This is a genomic window from Streptomyces sp. NPDC033178, from assembly GCF_055577685.1.
In genome coordinates, this window is record NZ_JBVIPT010000001.1 from 1 (window position 1) to 15076 (window position 15076).

Below are 15076 nucleotides of genomic sequence, written 5' to 3' on the forward strand. Positions count from 1 at the left end.
CAGGATCTCGCGCTCCTCTTCCAGCTCGCGGACCTTCTTGCGCAGGGCCGCGTTCTCCGCTTCCAACGGCGTGGGCGGCTCCGCGGGTATCCCCAGCCGGCGGCCCCGGGGCCGGTTTGCCCCCGCCGCCCGTACCCAGTTCCGCAACGTCTCTGGGTTGACTCCCAGATCAGCGGCAACCGACCTGATCGTCGTTCCCGGGCGCGACTGGTACAGCGCGACCGCGTCCGCCTTGAACTCCGGCGGGTAGTGCTTCATGACCACGAGATGTCCGTTCTCAGATCCTCAAGATCTAGTGTCTCGTGTGTCCAAGATCAAGGGTCAAGGTCCGGGCTCCTCGGTGGCAAACCTGGTCTACAAGCGGGTCTCGACCGACCAGCAGTCGACCGCCCGGCAGAACCTCGTCCTGGACGAGGCCGGGATCGAGAACCCGATCCCGTTCGAGGAGGAGGCCGGCACTTCCAGCCGCCTCCACCCGCTTGAGCGCCCGAAGTTCGGCGAGCTGCTGGCGTACGCGCGGCCGGGCGACACCGTGCACATCTCGGAAATGTTCCGCCTGGTGCGCGGCACCGGGCACATCCTCGATGTGCTCGACGTCCTGCACAAGGGCCGTCTCGCCCTGCGTATCCACGACGGCGCGTTCTCCGCGATGGACCTCACCGCCCGCCACCCGCGCACTGGCGAGCTGCTGTCCACGGTGAAGTTCATGGTGCAGACCCTCGCGGCCGCCGGCGAACTCCAGCGCGACCTCCAGCGGGAGCTGACGTACGACGGGCTGCGGGCCGCCGAGGCCAAGGGCAACAAGGGCGGACGCCGCCCCGCCCTCGCGGGCGAGACGATCGCCGACGTACGCACCGCCTACCTGGAGGGCCAGTCCATCGCCGCCCTCTCCCGCGAGCACGGCGTCAGCCGCGGCGCCATCCGCACCGCAGTCGCCGACCTCCTGCCCGAGCACACGCCCGCCGACCGGGCGCCCCGGCTCCAGAAGTACCGGTCGCGCTGGACATGCCCGGCAAGGTCGCCGACTTCCTCCGCACCACCGAGCTGGAGCCCGCCGAGCGCGCCCCGCTCGACCACGGCCAGGCCGTACGACGCGGCACCGGCTACACCCTGCGCGTCACCGCCGTACCGGCGATCCACCGCCAACTCCTCGACCGCTGCCAACTCCTGAGCGGCGCTGGAGCGATCCCGGCGCAGCGCAAAGCCCACCGCGAGTACGAAAACCGCGTCAGCACGCTCGGGCTCGAAGCGCCGTAGCGCCCCATTTGGACTCCAAGATCATCCCGTGGCGGGTTTCTGGCGTATCTGGGAACCGCCGCGAATGCCGCCTTAGGTGCGGAGCTGAGCGTCCAGGAACCGGTGGAGGGATGCCGCCATGCTCGCCACGAATGCGTCACGGGTCCGGTCGGAGACCAGGTCCAGGGACAGGTACGGGTTGAGGTCCTCCAGCTCCACGAGGAGCAGCTCGCCTTCCCGGGTGCGGCAGGCGTCCACGCGCTGGATGCCGTGGTCGAGGGTGTTCCAGTCGATGAAGCGCCGGGCGAAGGCCAGGTCGGCGTCGGTGGGCTCGTAGGGCTCAAGGACCCAGCGCCGCTCGGGATCGGGGGCGTGAAGGGCGTACTGGAAGGTGTCGTCGACGTAGTAGAAGGACACCTCGTAGCGGAAGTCGATGCGCGGCTGGACCAGTATGTTGCCGTAGGCCAGGTCGCTCAGCTGCTCTCGGGGCAAGAAGGTCAGGCCGATGGAGTCCGCGCCCGCTTTCGGCTTGACCGCGTACTGGCCGGCCTCGGGCAGCAGGTGCAGGTCCTCGGGCCGGTCGATGGTGGGGATGACCGGGTATCCGGCGGCGGTCAGGTCCAGCAGGTACTGCTTGCCGGCCATGTCGCCCCGGCCGGACAGCGGGTTGTAGACCCGGATGCCACGGGCCACGGCCTGCTCCCGGAAGGCGTCGTACTCCTTCTGGTAGTGCAGCACGGGCCCACTGTTGCGGACCACGACCACATCGAAGGCGTCCATCAGCGCGGCTGCATCCAGCGGGTGGCACAGGGCGATGTCGAAGGCGTCACGCAGTCGGGAGGTCAGGAAGATGTCCTCGTCGCAGTAGCGTCGCCCCCGGGCCGGGTAGACGAGGTCGGTCACGAACAGAACTCTGCGGCGCTCGGGCATCGTGCATCTCCTTAGACGGTGCCCCAAACCTACCTATCCCGCGGAACGCAACCTGGGGCAGCCGCGTCGTCGTGGGCTGTCAGCGCGCTCACCCCTGACGCCCCTCGATGTCATCTACCGCTCAAACTTCCCTACGCCACAGACTCGCGCCCGGTCACGGTTCGGTTGCACACGCTCAAGATCCGATGTCACAGGACATCGACAAGACTTTGAAACCGCCCTGCCCCCGGGGCCGATCCAAAAACTACTGGCGGGTTACTTGTCACCTTGTTCGCCGCTCGTTAACGGCACCCCAGGTGGCGGGGATTGGGGAGCGAGTCTGTAAGGGCTCTAGCTCTGTGAACTCTGCCCCGATTTGGGTGGTTGTCCGGCGAAAGTCCCACGCGGCAACGGAGTTCCCCATAGGCAGGAGATCGACCAAGATCCTTCTGTCGCACGAGGAACTCCGTCGGATGCTCAGTGTTGCACCCTGCCCGCAACAACCACCACGTCCTGGCCGGAAACCAGTCATCCTCTCCGCGGCACGTCCCCGCTGAGCTGAGCTGCGCTTCGGTCGCCGTCCCGGTGTCGGTGCTGTCCCGAGCTGTCCTCCCGGCGGTGGTGGAAGGGACGGCCGCGTCAGCGCCGCTGGAAGGCGCGGTTCAGGACGTCGAGGGTGACCGCCAGCCCGAGCCGGTGCCCGTGCTCGGAGGCGAAGCGATAATGCACGCCGGCCCAGATTCGCGCCTCCAGGAGTTCGGCTGTCGCCGCCTGAAGGCTGTCGTAGCGGCGGGTCGTGCCGGAGGCGGGGCTGTACGCGGCGAACGTGAGGTCGTCACGGCCGAAGAACGACCCCAGGGCCGTCATGACCGCCGTGGTGAAGCAGGCGTGGCCCGACGGGTACTCCGGCGACGGGGCGGTGACCCGCAGCGGCGTCCAGTCCGGGTCGGGATCGGTGGCCGCGTTGCCGTCGGTGCCGGCGAGCGCAATGGCCGTCACCGGGCGCCAGAAGTTCCAGTGCGCCTTGGCCTTGTAGCAGGCGATCAGGGTGTCGGCGGAGGCCACGTACACCATGGCGAGCAGCCGGGCCGTCCGGAGGCTGCTGAGGCGGTGCGCGCCGGCGAGTTGCCGGGTGATCGACCATTCGACCATCCGGGGGTCGTCCCACCAGATCGCCGCCTCGGTCTGGTCCTCGGTGCGGACGGTGCTGGTGGCCGCGCCGAGGCTCTTGACCTCGTTCAGGTCGCGGGCCCAGGCGGCGCCGGTCAGGGCCGGCGGGGGCTTGACCCGGTAGGCGCCGGCGTCGGGGACGACGAACGGCTTCAGGTTCGGCACCCAGGCGCCGACGTTGACGTAGCCGGGCGGGGTGAGCCGGTATTCGCCCGGCTCGGTGCCGACGGTCCACGGCGCGGTGGGGTCGAAGCCGTCGTCACGGCGGCTCTCGGTCATCGCCGCGGCGGCGGCCCTGCCGACGGCCACCCCGCCGTCCTCGGCGCGGCCGTCGGGGATCGCGGCCAGCGCCTCGCCGTACCGGGCGTTCAGCGACTCGGCCTGCCCGGGGAAGTGCCACAGCAGCGTGTCGTGGGCGGCCGCGGCCACCGCCGCGGCGGTGGAGTCCCCGGGGCGGCTGCGGGGCGCGCTGACCAGGGGCTCGTATGGACGGCCGGCGACGGCGTTGACCGCGTCGTACACAGCGCCCTGCACGATGGCGAAGCTGCGGGTGCTGGTGGTGGGCGACTGCTTGGCGGTGTCGTAGATGGCGGCCTGGGCGTGGATGTTCCAGGCGATGACGGGATTGCCCGGGGCGGCCTCCACGCCGCTGTGTGCCTCGGCCGTGGTAGCCGTCAGTGGGACGGTCAGGGCGAGTACGGTGAGGACCGCGATACGGCGTAACCCTCTGAATGATCCGGCAAGCGGACGTTGTGTCACGAGACCCCCAGGGGCTTGTCGGTGACAGATTGTCCGAGCCTATCGGCGGGGGTCAGTTTTGTCGTTACATCGACAATCATCGACAATCCGACGGGGTTCACACCCGGATGTCCGTCACCCCGGCGACGAATGCGCGGGCTCCGGCCGGGAGCACTCGGCCGGAGCGCCCTCCGGGCGAGCCGGTCGGCCGTGGTGGCGAGGTCGGTCGCCGGGACGGAGGTGACGGGGCCTGGGTCGCCGAGCTCACCGGCAAGCTCCTGGATGGCTGGCCCAAAAGCATGCGACTGATCGTCCGAAAGGAACGCCCCCATCCCGGCGCTCAGTTGAGGATCACGGACGCGGACGGAATGCGGATCACGTGCTTCGCGACCAACCCCCCAGACCGGCCGATCGCCGAGCTCGAGCACCGTCACCGGCTGCGGGCCAAAGCCCTGAAAAATCCCCAGTCTCGCGCTCGTCGCCACTTGGTTGCGGGCTCAACCAGGGAGCGGGCCCGAGTGATCAAGGCCCCGAACTCCCGCCTTGCCCCCAGGGGCAAAGTAGCTGTCAGGGATGCTTAGGCCGTTGGTTTGGCGACTGCCGGGGCGGTGATCGCGCAGGTTGGAGTGCTGGAAAGCATGGGAGTCCGACACAAGACGGGGTCTGCGTCGGAACGAAGCCTGAGCCGAAGCCCAGCTCCTGGGGCAGGTACTCCCACCGGATGCGAACCTGCACGGCCGGAGGCCGCCTCAGATCACTCCGCCGACGGTGTTGGAGCCCGCCGGGCTGAGCGGTGTCCACGAGACGCTGGGCGCGTTGGGCGATACGTGGGCCGGCGGCCCGTTCGCCGAGCCCACCCGGGAGCTGCTGGCCGAACACGCCGCGACGCTCCGCCCCCGCTGCGCGGAATTCGACAAGCTGACCGATGAGGTACGCGGCCACGGGGCGCCCCTCGTCGTCACGCATGGCGAGCCGCACCCGGGCAACCTCATCCTGGGCGAGGACGGCTACCGGCTGGTCGACTGGGACACGGTGGGGCTTGCCCTGCCTGAGCGCGACCTCTCCCTGATCTCCGCCGACCCATCGGAACTGGCGCACTACACCGAACTCACCGGCCGTACACCAGACCCGGCCGCGCTCGCGCTGTACCGACTGCGGTGGAGCCTGTTGGACGTCGCCGAGTTCGTGGAGTGGTTCCGAGGCGAACACGACCTCTCCCAGGACACCGAGACAGCGTGGGAGGGCTTCACCGAGGCCCTCGATCATCTCGCGGACGGTGCGTCCGGTGGGGCAGGACGCACTGGGCAATAGGTGGCGATGCCAGTAGCACCCGTGGGCGATGTCAGGCTCGTGCGGACACGTTTCATGGCTGACTTCAGAAGGTGGTCCAGGCGTACGGGGACTCGACTGCCCGACGGCGAGGCCATGACGTCAGCGGCGGTTGGGCAGTTGTACGGGGTGGAACACAACGCGGGTCGCACAGGTCTCGCCGTGAAGGCGCTCGTAGGAATGGAGCAGTCCGCAAGGCCGTCATCCCGGACCACCATGCCTTCGTCGGCTTCGGCCCGGACGCGGTCCTGGCCGCAGCATTGGACGCCTACCGGCCGTCGGCCGCGAAGCTCATGCACGCTGCCGGTGAAGGCCTTGATCCGGCAGAGGCGGTGACCCGGCTCGTCCTGCGCGGCCCCGGCCCCAGGGGCGGATCCGCAGCCTCATCGCCGACGCGCTGGAGCGGGCCGGCGGAGATCTGGCCCGCGGTCTCACGCTCGCCGATCTGGCGACGGTCTGGAGGCCGCTGGTGTTGACCAGCGACAAGCTCGCCTCCGCCTGCGCATTGGAAGGCTGCGCCCTACCTGGCGCGGGAGCTGGTCGAGCTGTCCTACACGCTGCCGGTGGAGCACAAGATCTGTGACCCTGCCGAGGGCAAGCGGATTCTGCGGGACGCGGCGAAGGCTCTCGGGCTGCCCCGCGAGGTCTGGGGCAGCCCGGACAAGCTCGGCTTCGCCAGCCCGGTCCCGTCCTGCCTGAACGGGCAATTGGCGGCCGGGGTGGACGCGCAGATCCACACCTGCCCTTACTGAGGCCCCGGCGTCTTGGAGTCCGCTGCTGGCGGGCGGGCTCAAGCCGGGTGGGCGGTTCGACCGCACGAGGATGCAGGCCCTCATGGCGGCCGCCTGGTTTTGCAACCGGACGGTGAGAGCTGCCACGAGATCCTCAACTGCCCTACCACTGTGTCCAGATGCACCAGAACACCACCGCCGACAGCCCGGCCACCGCTTGCGGCACCGTCGCGATCATCGCCACCCGCCGAGCCGAACTCCTCCCCCGCCTCCGCGACGACCTGCTCAACATCGCCTGGCCGGATCACTGGAGCGGCCTCGGCGGCGGCTGCGACCCCGGCGAGACCCACGCGAGACAATCGTCCGCGGGCTCAACGAAGAGCCGGCGGGATCGGCGTAGACCCGGAATCCGCATGAGACTGTCGGATCGTCGGTTTTCCCCCGCAGCCGCCCACACAGATCAGGCACCTCCCCGCGCGGCGCCAGCGCCTCCGACCGGTTGCGCGGTGATCTTCCAATCCAGTCCGGAGTATCACCGCATCTGGCAAAAGGACGGCGCTACGAGGCGCAGTTCCGTGTCGTGTCAGGGCTGCGGGACTGTTTCCGGGGCGGGTCCGGGTGTGGTTCGCACACGGGTGAGGGCGTCGTGGAGGGCCTTGGGTTCATCTGCGTGCAGCCTGATCAGGGTGACGAGGCGGACTGCGCCGAGGAACGTCGGTGCGTCGACCGGTTCGGCGAGTTCGAGGGTGATGGAGGTCTGCGAGCCGATGGGGAGGTTCAGCTCGCCGTCCTTCTTCACGTGGGTGAAGCGGGTCTCGCGGCGGATCGAGGCGATCTGGTCGAGAGGGAGGTGGATGTCGACGTTGGCGGCCTGCCGGATGCGCAGGGTGCGGCCGGCGAGGGTATGTGGTCGGGTGCGGGAGGCGGCGTGCAGGCCGAGGACGAACAGGACGGTGTAGACGTCCACGACCAGCATGATCGTGTGGATCACGGGCCAACTGTCGAGGAGGTAGGTCAGCGCGACGGTCTCGACCACACAGGCGAATGTGAGGCCGTACATCATGGCGGCCTGGTCCCGGCCGTGGGTGAAGACCGCGTCGGCGCCGTCGGTGCCGTGGGGCCGACGGGTGATCCACCGGATCAGGCTTTCCATGATCCGGCCCTCGTGGGCGAGGAACCGCAGCGCGGGTGAGGAGACGTGCTTGGGTGCGGCGGAGAGCGTGGTCGTCATGCCGGTTCTTCCTGTCGTTGCTGGACGAGTTCGAGGGCGCGACGCACAGCCGTGGCCTGGGCCGGGTCGAGGTCCTCGTAGAGGGCATCGGCCAGGCTGGGGGCGCTTGTGCCGGGGACACGCGTTGCCAGGCCATCGGGCAGGAAGGCCTCAAGCACCGCGGCGGCACGGGTCACCTGCGAGTCGTCCGGATCCTGGCCGGCGAGGTCGTCGAGCAGGCCGTAGACCTCTGCGGCGTGCTGCCGCATGCCCTGCAGCGCCGCCCGCCTTTCATGGGGCGTCGCGGCGTCGAGGAAGACCAGGTACTTGCGGTCCCTTCACGGTCATCGGTGAGTCGTCGACCTCCCTGAGAGCGGCCAGCAGGCCGGTGAGCTCAGGCGACACCGGTCCCTCAGGGGACAGGGATCCGGCCTGAGCCTGGAGCAGCAGCGGGGCCACCCGCGTCCGGCGCTGACGGGTCAGCACCTCCTGGCGCGCCAGGTCGGCGTTCAACTCCCCCAGGATCTCGGTCAGATCACGGCCTTCGGTGTCCGCGAGTGCGTCCCGTACGTCGTCGAGTCCGAGTCCGAGCAAGGTCAGCCGCCGGATGCGGGTGAGCAGGATGGCTTCCCGCATGCCGTACGCGCGGTACACGTTGCTGCGCCGTAGAGGTTCGGACAGCAGCCCGAGCTGGTGGTAATGCCGCACAGCCCGCGGGGTGACCCCGACCAGGACAGCGACTTCGCCGATTCTCATAAGGCCAGTGAAAACCGTGACGTCGCGGCAAGGTCAAGGACAGGGGTCTGTGCGACTGCCGGCGGATCACGGTGGGCGTCGCGCCCGTCGCGGACGGCTTCGCACAGATCCTTTTGACCTTGCCGCGACGTCATGGTCTTCAGTGGAGGACATCGGCCGAGCGATCAACGTGCCCGGGCCTCCACTTCGGAAGGACATCGAGATGACCACGACCATCGACAAGAACGTGGCCCTCATGCGCTGGGCATACCAGTGCGTGGAGAGCGGCGACCTCGACACGGCGCAGGAACTGCTGACGGAGAACTTCATCGCCAACGTCCCCGGCGTCGCCGAGCCCCTGCACGGCCGGGAGGTCTGGCACATGGGCAGCAAGATCATGCTGGACGCCTTCCCCGACCTGAAGATCGAGGTCCAGGACATCTTCGGCGCCGGTGACAAGGTCACCGTGCTGGTCAACTTCCAGGGAACCCACCTCGGCACCTTCCAGGAGTTCCAGGCGACGGGCCGGACGGTCTCCTACCGCAGCGTCGAGGTCTACCGCTTCGAAGGAGACCAGATCGCGGAGGAGTGGGTCGCTCCGGACCTGCTCAGCCTCATGCAGCAGATCGCGCCCACCACGACCAGCCACTGATGCATCCAGCCTGACCGTTCCTGTGCCCGGCGTCACGGTGGGCAGTCGACTCTCCTGCTGCAGCTCCCCCGCCGCTATTCGATCAGCAGCAGCGCTGAGGATGATCACCGAGCACAGGCACAGCGGGAAATCCTGGACCAAGTCGCCGAAGACCCAGTGGCCGGCGCAGATCAGGACCGGGGCGACGCTGACTGCGGTCCCGGACCATGCCTACGAGTTGTTCTCTTCCGATTCGATTACTTGCAGGCACCTTTCGATGGCGGCCACCATGAATCGGCGCCAGAGAAGAGCGAAGGGGCCTGCGAGAATCCAGCGATGCCCCGGAAGCGGCTTGAATTCGTATGTCCAACGAATGAGGGTGCCATCACCGTCGGGATTGAAGCTCCATTCGCCCCGAACGCCGACCGCAGTCGGGAAAGTACGTTCGTGAATCCTGTCAGCTGATGCGCAAAACTCGACCCTTCCGCGTACTCGATCAACTGTTCGTCGGCCTGTGACCCGTCGTCGAACTGCGGGTTCCTGGTAGGGCCGACGTGATCCCATGCTTCGGTCTGGTTTTCCACACCTTTGACGCCGGGAAACGGTGCGACCCGGTGGAAAACTCTCGACAGGTCTATGGGAACGATCAGTCGGAACGCGTTGGCGGGCGCCACCGAGGTCCGCCGCCAGACCGTGATCGGAACAGTGTTGTCGTCTGAGCCGATAAGAAGCGGTATCGCCTGAGCCACTGGAGCCCGCCTGGGGCTCGGTCGTTTCCTTCGCCGCGATCGGTTTCTGGTCGGACATCAATGCTCTCCTGTCTTGGTGATGTGTATCCACTTCGAAGCATCAACAACGGCTGACGCAATGAGCTGAGTTGCCGGTGGGCGATGAGGCAGCAGGCGAGTTTGAGGAACGCTTCGTGGATATCGGCTCGGCGTTCCCAGCGGATCCGTAGGCGCCGAAAGCCGTGCAGCCACGCGAAGCTCCGTTCTACGACCCAGCGGTAGGTGCCCAGTCCGGTGCCGTGTCGTGCTCCCCGGCGGGCGATGGCCGGCACGATGCCGCGTTCGCGGACCTGGTCGCGGTAGACGTCGTGGTCGTAGCCGCGGTCGGCGTAGAGCGAGTCGGGTCTGCGGCGCGGTCGTCCGACCCGGAGAGCGCGTCGGGGCCGACGGCCGGGTGCTGGACGGGGCGAGCGAGGGCAGGAGCTGGGTGACGTCGTTGCGGTTGCCGCCGGTCAGCAGGACGGCGAGCGGGGTGCCGTGTCCGTCGGTGATCAGGTGGTGATTGGAGCCGGTGCGGCCGCGGTCGACCGGCGAGGGGCCCGCGTGTTGCCCCCTTTTAGCGCTCTGACGTGGGAGGAGTCGACCACGCAGCGGGACCGGTCCAGTCGCGAGGCTGCGTTCAGTTCGGCCAGGAGGACCTCGTGCAGCCGCTGCCAGACGCCGGCCTCGTTCCAGTCCCGCAAGCGTCGCCAGCGGGTCATGCCCGAGCCGAAGCCCAGCTCCTTCGGGAGATACTCCCACTGGATGCCGGTCTGCAGCACGGAGAGGATCCCGCACAGCACCTCCCGGTCCGGCAGCGCCTTGCGGCCCGGGTACCCGAAGCGCCGTTCGCGCTGCGGCAACAGCGGCTCCAGGCGATCCCCTCGGCTCACCCCGTTGGCTCCGACGCGGCCCGCTTCCAGGCCGCGTCACGCAGCAGCCGCAGTCCGTTGAGGCCGACGATGACGGTGGAGCCCTCGTGGCCTGCGACACCGAGTGGCAGCGGCAGGTGGCCGACCAGGTCCCAGACGACGAGGCCGGCAATGAACACCCCGGCGATCACCAGGTTCTGCACAACCAGCTTCCGCGCGCTGCGGGAGAGGGCGATCACCGCGGGGACGGTGGCGAGTTCATCGCGGACGATCACCGCGTCGGCGGTCTCCAGGGCGAGGTCGGAGCCATCGCGGCCCATGGCGACTCCGATGTGCGCGGCGGCCAGGGCCGGGGCGTCGTTGACGCCGTCCCCGACGACCAGGACCTTGCGGCCCGCATCCTCCAGGTCCTTGACCGCGCTCACCTTGTGCTGGGGCAGCAGACCGGCCCGTACGTCCTCGATGCCGACCTCGGCGGCCAGGCGGGCGGCGGCCCGCGGGTTGTCGCCGGTCAGCAGCGCCGGGGCCGTTCCGGTGAGCACCGTCAGTGAAGCGATGGTCGCAACGGCCCCCGGGCGCAGCCGGTCGGCGAGGCCCAGGACACCGACCGGGACACCGTCGGCCGCAACCAGCACTGCGGTTCCCCCGCCGTCCTCCAGCTCGGCCGCGAGCACCGCTGCCCGGGCGGACCCGGCGTCCGGTGCCCCACGGAGCAGCCGGGCCGGGGAGCCCACCGCGATGACACGCCCGCCCACGGCCGCCCTCACGCCCACACCCGGCGTGGAGTCGAAGTCCTCCACCGCGGACAGCGCCAGCCCCCGCTCGTGTGCCGCGTCCACCACGGCCCGCGCCAGTGGATGCTCACTGGGATGTTCGGCCGCCGCCGCGAGGGCCAGCAACTCGCCCTCGTCCAGGCCGGATCCGGGCAGCGGCCGTACGTCGGTGACCCGCAGCGTGCCCTCGGTCAGCGTGCCGGTCTTGTCGAACGCGACCGCGTCGACCTGCCCCAGGCGCTCCATCACCACGGCCGACTTGACCAGCACGCCGTGCCGTCCGGCGTTGGCGATCGCTGAGAGCAGGGGCGGCATGGTGGCCAGCACCACCGCGCACGGCGAGGCCACGATCATGAAGGTCATGGCCCGCAGCAGCGAGTCGGCCAGTTCCGCGCCGAACGCGAGAGGGACGAGAAAGACGGCCAGGGTCGCGGCCACCATGCCCAGCGAGTAGCGCTGTTCGACCTTCTCGATGAACAGCTGGGTGGGCGCCTTGGTCTCGGACGCCTCCTGAACCATCCGGACGATCCGGGCGATCACCGACTCCGAGGCGTCGCGTTCGACCTGGACGCGCAGAGCACCGGTGCCGTTCACCGTTCCCGCGAACACCTCGTCGCCCTGCACCTTCGTCACGGGGAGCGGTTCACCGGTGATGGTCGCCTGGTCCACCTCGCTCGCCCCGTCCAGCACCCGGCCGTCGGCCCCGACGCGCTCTCCGGGGCGTACGAGAATCGTGTCGCCGACCGCCAACTCCTCGACGGGCACGGCCTGTTCGGCCCCGTCCGGCGAGAGCCGGGTGGCCGTGGCGGGGGCCAGGCCGAGCAGCCCGCGGACCGAGTCGGCGGTCCGTGCCGTGGCCAGCGCCTCCAGGGCGCCGGAGGTCGCGAAGATGACGACCAGCAGGGCGCCGTCCATCACCTGCCCGATCGAGGCCGCGCCGAGCGCCGCGACGATCATCAGCAGGTCGACGTCGAGGGTCTTGTCCCGGAGCGCCTTCAGCCCTTCCCAGCCCGGCTCCCAGCCGCCGCTGGCGTACGCCAGCGCGTACAGCGGGCCCCAGGCCCATGCCGGGGCGCCGGTCAGCTGCAGCGGCAGCGCAAGCAGGAAGAGGACGGTGGCCGCGGCGGCCCAGCGTGCTTCGGGCAGCGCGAGGATCCGGGTGCGCCGACGTGGCGGGCCCGCGTCACGCGGCGAGACCGCCAGGTCGGCCGGGGTCGGGGTGAGCGTGGAGGTCATCAAGGTGAGGTCCTTCATGGGGGGCGCATGAGGGTGCACAGGCACGCCAGGTACCTGCGGCCACCTCCTCACCATACAGGAACACATGAAGACTCATTCATCTCTTCATGTCGGTAGGATGACGTTATGGGCCACGGAGCTGACGCCAAGACCACCGCCACCGCACGCGAGCGTCTCGAAACCGTGGGCGCCGCCGACGTGGCCGCCACACTCCAGGCCCTCGCGACCCCCTCCCGGCTGCGAATCCTGACCCGCCTCCAGGAGGGCCCGTGCGCGACCACCGAACTCGCCGACGCCGTCGGCATGGAGCAGTCCGCCTGCTCCCACCAGCTGCGCCTGCTGCGCAATCTCGGCCTGGTCACCGGTGAGCGCCGGGGACGCTCGGTCATCTACGCGCTGCACGACAACCACGTGGCCGAACTCCTGGAGCAGGCGCTGTACCACGTCGAACACCTGCGCCTCGGCCTGCGCGACACCCCGGCCGCCACCGCCTCCGCGGTGACCGTGTCCTGATTCAGCAGGGCGAGCCGAGCCCTCCGCAGACCTCACACAAACGGGTGACCCTCACCTGGAGGGCCACCCGTCAGCGCGTCGGATCAGCGATCGCCCCAGTGCCCGTCGCGGCCGACGTGCCGATGGCCGTCGCGCACGTAGTCGAAGTGGCCCCCATGGGGCACAGCCACACGGCCGCACCCCTCACCGTGCTCGTGAACGTGGTCCGACTGGGGAGCATGTGCACTGGTCACGACTCACCTCCACTGGCTCTTCGGCAGCCGGCCGGGACCGAATCGCCGACACCTCAGCAGCGACCCGACCGCCTGGGGCGCCTCGGCGGCGCACCCGCCGACCAGGACCAGGAAGGCGATGCCCAGGACACGCGCGGGCACCCCGCGCGCCGCCGCGACCGCCTCGTCCAGCCACGCGAACGGCAACGGCCGCGCCATCAGCACAACGGCCGCACAGGGCGCGGCGGCCACCGGGGCACACGACGGGGACCGACCGCCCTGCCGAGCAACTTAGTAATGGATCCCATTTTCATGTAGCGTCGTGGCGCCCACCTACCGAGGAGATCCCCATGGCCGTTCCAAAGCGGAAGATGTCCCGCAGCAACACCCGCCACCGCCGCGCCCGGTGGAAGGCCACCGCTCCGCAGCTCGTGCCGATCACGGTCGACGGCTCCGCCTACCTGGTGCCGCAGCGGCTGGCCAAAGCGTACGAGCGCGGGCTGCTGCGCCCCGAGGGCTGACCGGCGATGACGTACGAGCGCCTGCCCGTCACCGTCCTGTCCGGCTTCCTCGGCGCGGGCAAGACCACCCTGCTCAACCACGTCCTCGGCAACCGCGAGGGCCTGCGCGTCGCGGTCATCGTCAACGACATGAGCGAGATCAACATCGACGCCGCCCTCGTCCGCGGCGGCGAAGCCGCCCTCTCGCGCACCGAGGAACGCCTCATCGAGATGACCAACGGCTGCATCTGCTGCACCCTGCGCGACGACCTGCTTCAGGAGGTCGACCGGCTGGCCCGCGAGGGTCGTTTCGACTACCTCCTCATCGAGTCCAGCGGCATCTCGGAACCCATGCCGGTGGCCGCCACCTTCGCCTTCGCCCGTGACGACGGCGTCACCCTCGACGATCTTGCCCGTCTGGACACCATGGTCACCGTCGTCGACGCCGCCAACTTCCTGCCTGAACTGGCGGGCGGCGACGAACTCGTTGAGCGCGGCCTGGACCAGTACGAGGACGACGAACGCACCGTCAGCGACCTGCTCATGGACCAGATCGAGTTCGCCGACGTCATCGTGCTCAACAAACTCGACCTGGTCGACGCGGACACCGCCGACCGGCTGCGGGCGACGCTCACCCGCCTCAACCCTGCCGCCCGGATCGTCCCCGCCGTTCACGGCCGGATCGCCGTCCAGGACGTCCTCGGCACCCGGCTGTTCGACCTGGAACGCGCCCAACAGGCCCCCGGCTGGGTCATGGAACTCAACGGCGACCACGTCCCGGAGACCGAGGAGTACGGCATCTCCTCCACCGTCTTCCGCTCCGAACTGCCCTTCCACCCAGGCCGGTTGTGGACGTTCGTGACCAAAGAGCTCGACAGCGGCGCGTACGGGCAGATCCTGCGCTCGAAGGGCTTCTTCACCCTGGCCAGCCGCCCGCACGTGACCGGCCTGTGGTCACAGGCCGGCTCCGTCGCCCGCTTCGAGCCCTCCGCCGCCCACGACACCGACAGCCCCGGCGGCCAGGAACTCGTCTTCATCGGCACGCACTTGCACCCCGATGCGCTCCGCTCGGCCCTCACCGACTGCCTCATGGCGGACGGCGAGAGTCTGCCGGCGATCGATGCGTTCCCCGCGTGGGACACCTACGGCATCGACGACACCTGTGAGCACGAACAAGCGGAGCAGGCGCCGACGATGACGTACGTCTGAGGACTCCGGGCCGGGCAGTGGTTCCGCAGCCACGGCACTGCCCGGCCCGGTACGCACCCGAGCGGATGAGGCCCGCCATGGCAGAACGCGGTGTGCACCTGGGCACGGTCCAGGAGGCGCTCCTGATCCCGCTGTACGGCCGGGCGGTGGAAAACCCCAAGCCCGAACCCGCGCTGAGCGACCCCCGGGCCGAGGAACTCGTCGCGTCGATGGACTACGACTTCGTGCGCTTCGACAACCTGCCGAGCGTGATGGGCGCGGTGTTGCGCACCAGCCTGTTCGACCGGTGAGTCGCGGACTTCCTC

At 69.3% G+C, this 15076-nt stretch carries 17 protein-coding genes and 2 pseudogenes; 9 read left to right on the plus strand and 10 right to left on the minus strand.

Annotated elements, in window-relative coordinates; all coding sequences use genetic code 11:
• On the minus strand, positions 1 to 258 hold a 258-nt coding region (locus ACZ5VQ_RS00005; protein ID WP_469102896.1), incomplete at its 3' end, for a transposase.
• A 46-nt stretch (positions 259 to 304) separates the two neighbouring features.
• Between ACZ5VQ_RS00005 and ACZ5VQ_RS00010 the strand changes: the two genes are divergently transcribed.
• Positions 305 to 1171: a recombinase family protein gene (locus ACZ5VQ_RS00010; RefSeq protein WP_469102897.1), complete on the plus strand. Its 867-nt coding sequence runs from the start codon at positions 305 to 307 to the stop codon at positions 1169 to 1171.
• 158 nt (positions 1172 to 1329) lie between these two features.
• On the opposite strand, the gene ACZ5VQ_RS00015 is transcribed toward ACZ5VQ_RS00010, so the two are convergent.
• Together ACZ5VQ_RS00015 and ACZ5VQ_RS00020 are read right to left on the minus strand one after the other, a co-directional pair.
• Positions 1330 to 2166, minus strand: coding sequence for an ATP-grasp domain-containing protein (locus ACZ5VQ_RS00015; protein WP_469102898.1), 837 nt, complete (start codon positions 2164 to 2166; stop codon positions 1330 to 1332).
• A 618-nt stretch (positions 2167 to 2784) separates the two neighbouring features.
• Positions 2785 to 4074, minus strand: coding sequence for a vanadium-dependent haloperoxidase (locus ACZ5VQ_RS00020; RefSeq protein WP_469102899.1), 1290 nt, complete (start codon positions 4072 to 4074; stop codon positions 2785 to 2787).
• Between the two features lie 221 nt (positions 4075 to 4295).
• On the opposite strand from ACZ5VQ_RS00020, the pseudogene ACZ5VQ_RS00025 reads away from it, so the two are divergent.
• The 3 genes and pseudogenes from ACZ5VQ_RS00025 to ACZ5VQ_RS00035 form a co-directional block, all read left to right on the plus strand.
• Positions 4296 to 4502, plus strand: a pseudogene (locus ACZ5VQ_RS00025) (IS1380 family transposase); the annotation flags it as partial.
• Between the two features lie 319 nt (positions 4503 to 4821).
• Positions 4822 to 5364: a phosphotransferase family protein gene (locus ACZ5VQ_RS00030; protein ID WP_469102900.1), complete on the plus strand. Its 543-nt coding sequence runs from the start codon at positions 4822 to 4824 to the stop codon at positions 5362 to 5364.
• A gap of 581 nt (positions 5365 to 5945) precedes the next feature.
• Entirely contained in the window at positions 5946 to 6134 is a 189-nt protein-coding gene (locus ACZ5VQ_RS00035; RefSeq protein WP_469102901.1) for a hypothetical protein, read from the plus strand.
• A gap of 562 nt (positions 6135 to 6696) precedes the next feature.
• Here ACZ5VQ_RS00035 and ACZ5VQ_RS00040 read toward each other — a convergent pair.
• From ACZ5VQ_RS00040 to ACZ5VQ_RS00050, 3 genes are read right to left on the minus strand one after another with little or no spacing between them, the layout of a single operon-like run.
• A complete protein-coding gene (locus tag ACZ5VQ_RS00040) occupies positions 6697 to 7344 on the minus strand; it encodes a hypothetical protein (protein ID WP_469102902.1) in 648 nt (215 codons plus the stop codon).
• Complete coding sequence (locus tag ACZ5VQ_RS00045; protein ID WP_469102903.1) at positions 7341 to 7592, minus strand: hypothetical protein; 252 nt, start codon at positions 7590 to 7592, stop codon at positions 7341 to 7343. Before ACZ5VQ_RS00045 ends, ACZ5VQ_RS00040 begins: the two co-directional genes overlap by 4 nt.
• A 22-nt stretch (positions 7593 to 7614) precedes the next feature.
• Positions 7615 to 8079, minus strand: coding sequence for a MerR family transcriptional regulator (locus ACZ5VQ_RS00050; RefSeq protein ID WP_469102904.1), 465 nt, complete (start codon positions 8077 to 8079; stop codon positions 7615 to 7617).
• A gap of 202 nt (positions 8080 to 8281) precedes the next feature.
• On the opposite strand from ACZ5VQ_RS00050, the gene ACZ5VQ_RS00055 reads away from it, so the two are divergent.
• Complete coding sequence (locus tag ACZ5VQ_RS00055; RefSeq protein WP_469102905.1) at positions 8282 to 8710, plus strand: ester cyclase; 429 nt, start codon at positions 8282 to 8284, stop codon at positions 8708 to 8710.
• Positions 8711 to 8920: 210 nt separating this feature from the next.
• Here the strand turns inward: ACZ5VQ_RS00055 and ACZ5VQ_RS00060 are convergent, their stop codons facing one another.
• From ACZ5VQ_RS00060 to ACZ5VQ_RS00070, 3 genes and pseudogenes are all read right to left on the minus strand, one after another.
• Positions 8921 to 9496: an SRPBCC family protein gene (locus ACZ5VQ_RS00060; protein ID WP_469102906.1), complete on the minus strand. Its 576-nt coding sequence runs from the start codon at positions 9494 to 9496 to the stop codon at positions 8921 to 8923.
• 67 nt (positions 9497 to 9563) lie between these two features.
• A pseudogene (locus tag ACZ5VQ_RS00065) lies at positions 9564 to 10349 on the minus strand (IS5 family transposase); the annotation flags it as partial.
• Entirely contained in the window at positions 10346 to 12337 is a 1992-nt protein-coding gene (locus ACZ5VQ_RS00070) for a heavy metal translocating P-type ATPase (protein WP_469103538.1), read from the minus strand. The pseudogene ACZ5VQ_RS00065 and the gene ACZ5VQ_RS00070, both read right to left, overlap by 4 nt.
• Before the next feature lie 126 nt (positions 12338 to 12463).
• Here ACZ5VQ_RS00070 and ACZ5VQ_RS00075 point away from each other — a divergent pair, with 126 nt between their 5' ends.
• On the plus strand, positions 12464 to 12850 hold the full coding sequence (locus tag ACZ5VQ_RS00075) for an ArsR/SmtB family transcription factor (protein WP_469102907.1): 387 nt from the start codon (positions 12464 to 12466) through the stop codon (positions 12848 to 12850).
• A 236-nt stretch (positions 12851 to 13086) separates the two neighbouring features.
• On the opposite strand, the gene ACZ5VQ_RS00080 is transcribed toward ACZ5VQ_RS00075, so the two are convergent.
• Positions 13087 to 13314, minus strand: coding sequence for a metal ABC transporter permease (locus tag ACZ5VQ_RS00080; RefSeq protein WP_469102908.1), 228 nt, complete (start codon positions 13312 to 13314; stop codon positions 13087 to 13089).
• 98 nt (positions 13315 to 13412) lie between these two features.
• Here ACZ5VQ_RS00080 and rpmF point away from each other — a divergent pair, with 98 nt between their 5' ends.
• The 3 genes from rpmF (at position 13413) to ACZ5VQ_RS00095 (ending at position 15061) form a co-directional block, all read left to right on the plus strand.
• A complete protein-coding gene (gene rpmF / locus ACZ5VQ_RS00085) occupies positions 13413 to 13583 on the plus strand; it encodes a 50S ribosomal protein L32 (protein ID WP_469102909.1) in 171 nt (56 codons plus the stop codon).
• A gap of 6 nt (positions 13584 to 13589) precedes the next feature.
• Positions 13590 to 14771, plus strand: coding sequence for a GTP-binding protein (locus ACZ5VQ_RS00090; protein WP_469102910.1), 1182 nt, complete (start codon positions 13590 to 13592; stop codon positions 14769 to 14771).
• Between the two features lie 77 nt (positions 14772 to 14848).
• Positions 14849 to 15061, plus strand: coding sequence for a hypothetical protein (locus ACZ5VQ_RS00095; RefSeq protein WP_469102911.1), 213 nt, complete (start codon positions 14849 to 14851; stop codon positions 15059 to 15061).
• The last annotated feature ends 15 nt before the right edge of the window (positions 15062 to 15076 follow it).

What these genes read in the sequence shown, in the direction of transcription:
- ACZ5VQ_RS00090 (WP_469102910.1), top strand. Translation starts at nt 13,590, where the DNA reads ATGACGTACGAGCGCCTGCCCGTCACCGTCCTGTCCGGCTTCCTCGGC.
- ACZ5VQ_RS00040 (WP_469102902.1), bottom strand. Translation starts at nt 7,344, where the DNA reads ATGACGACCACGCTCTCCGCCGCACCCAAGCACGTCTCCTCACCCGCG.
- ACZ5VQ_RS00015 (WP_469102898.1), bottom strand. Translation starts at nt 2,166, where the DNA reads ATGCCCGAGCGCCGCAGAGTTCTGTTCGTGACCGACCTCGTCTACCCG.
- ACZ5VQ_RS00055 (WP_469102905.1), top strand. Translation starts at nt 8,282, where the DNA reads ATGACCACGACCATCGACAAGAACGTGGCCCTCATGCGCTGGGCATAC.
- ACZ5VQ_RS00095 (WP_469102911.1), top strand. Translation starts at nt 14,849, where the DNA reads ATGGCAGAACGCGGTGTGCACCTGGGCACGGTCCAGGAGGCGCTCCTG.
- ACZ5VQ_RS00060 (WP_469102906.1), bottom strand. Translation starts at nt 9,496, where the DNA reads ATGTCCGACCAGAAACCGATCGCGGCGAAGGAAACGACCGAGCCCCAG.
- ACZ5VQ_RS00050 (WP_469102904.1), bottom strand. Translation starts at nt 8,079, where the DNA reads ATGAGAATCGGCGAAGTCGCTGTCCTGGTCGGGGTCACCCCGCGGGCT.
- ACZ5VQ_RS00075 (WP_469102907.1), top strand. Translation starts at nt 12,464, where the DNA reads ATGGGCCACGGAGCTGACGCCAAGACCACCGCCACCGCACGCGAGCGT.
- ACZ5VQ_RS00045 (WP_469102903.1), bottom strand. Translation starts at nt 7,592, where the DNA reads ATGCGGCAGCACGCCGCAGAGGTCTACGGCCTGCTCGACGACCTCGCC.
- rpmF (WP_469102909.1), top strand. Translation starts at nt 13,413, where the DNA reads ATGGCCGTTCCAAAGCGGAAGATGTCCCGCAGCAACACCCGCCACCGC.
- ACZ5VQ_RS00070 (WP_469103538.1), bottom strand. Translation starts at nt 12,337, where the DNA reads ATGACCTCCACGCTCACCCCGACCCCGGCCGACCTGGCGGTCTCGCCG.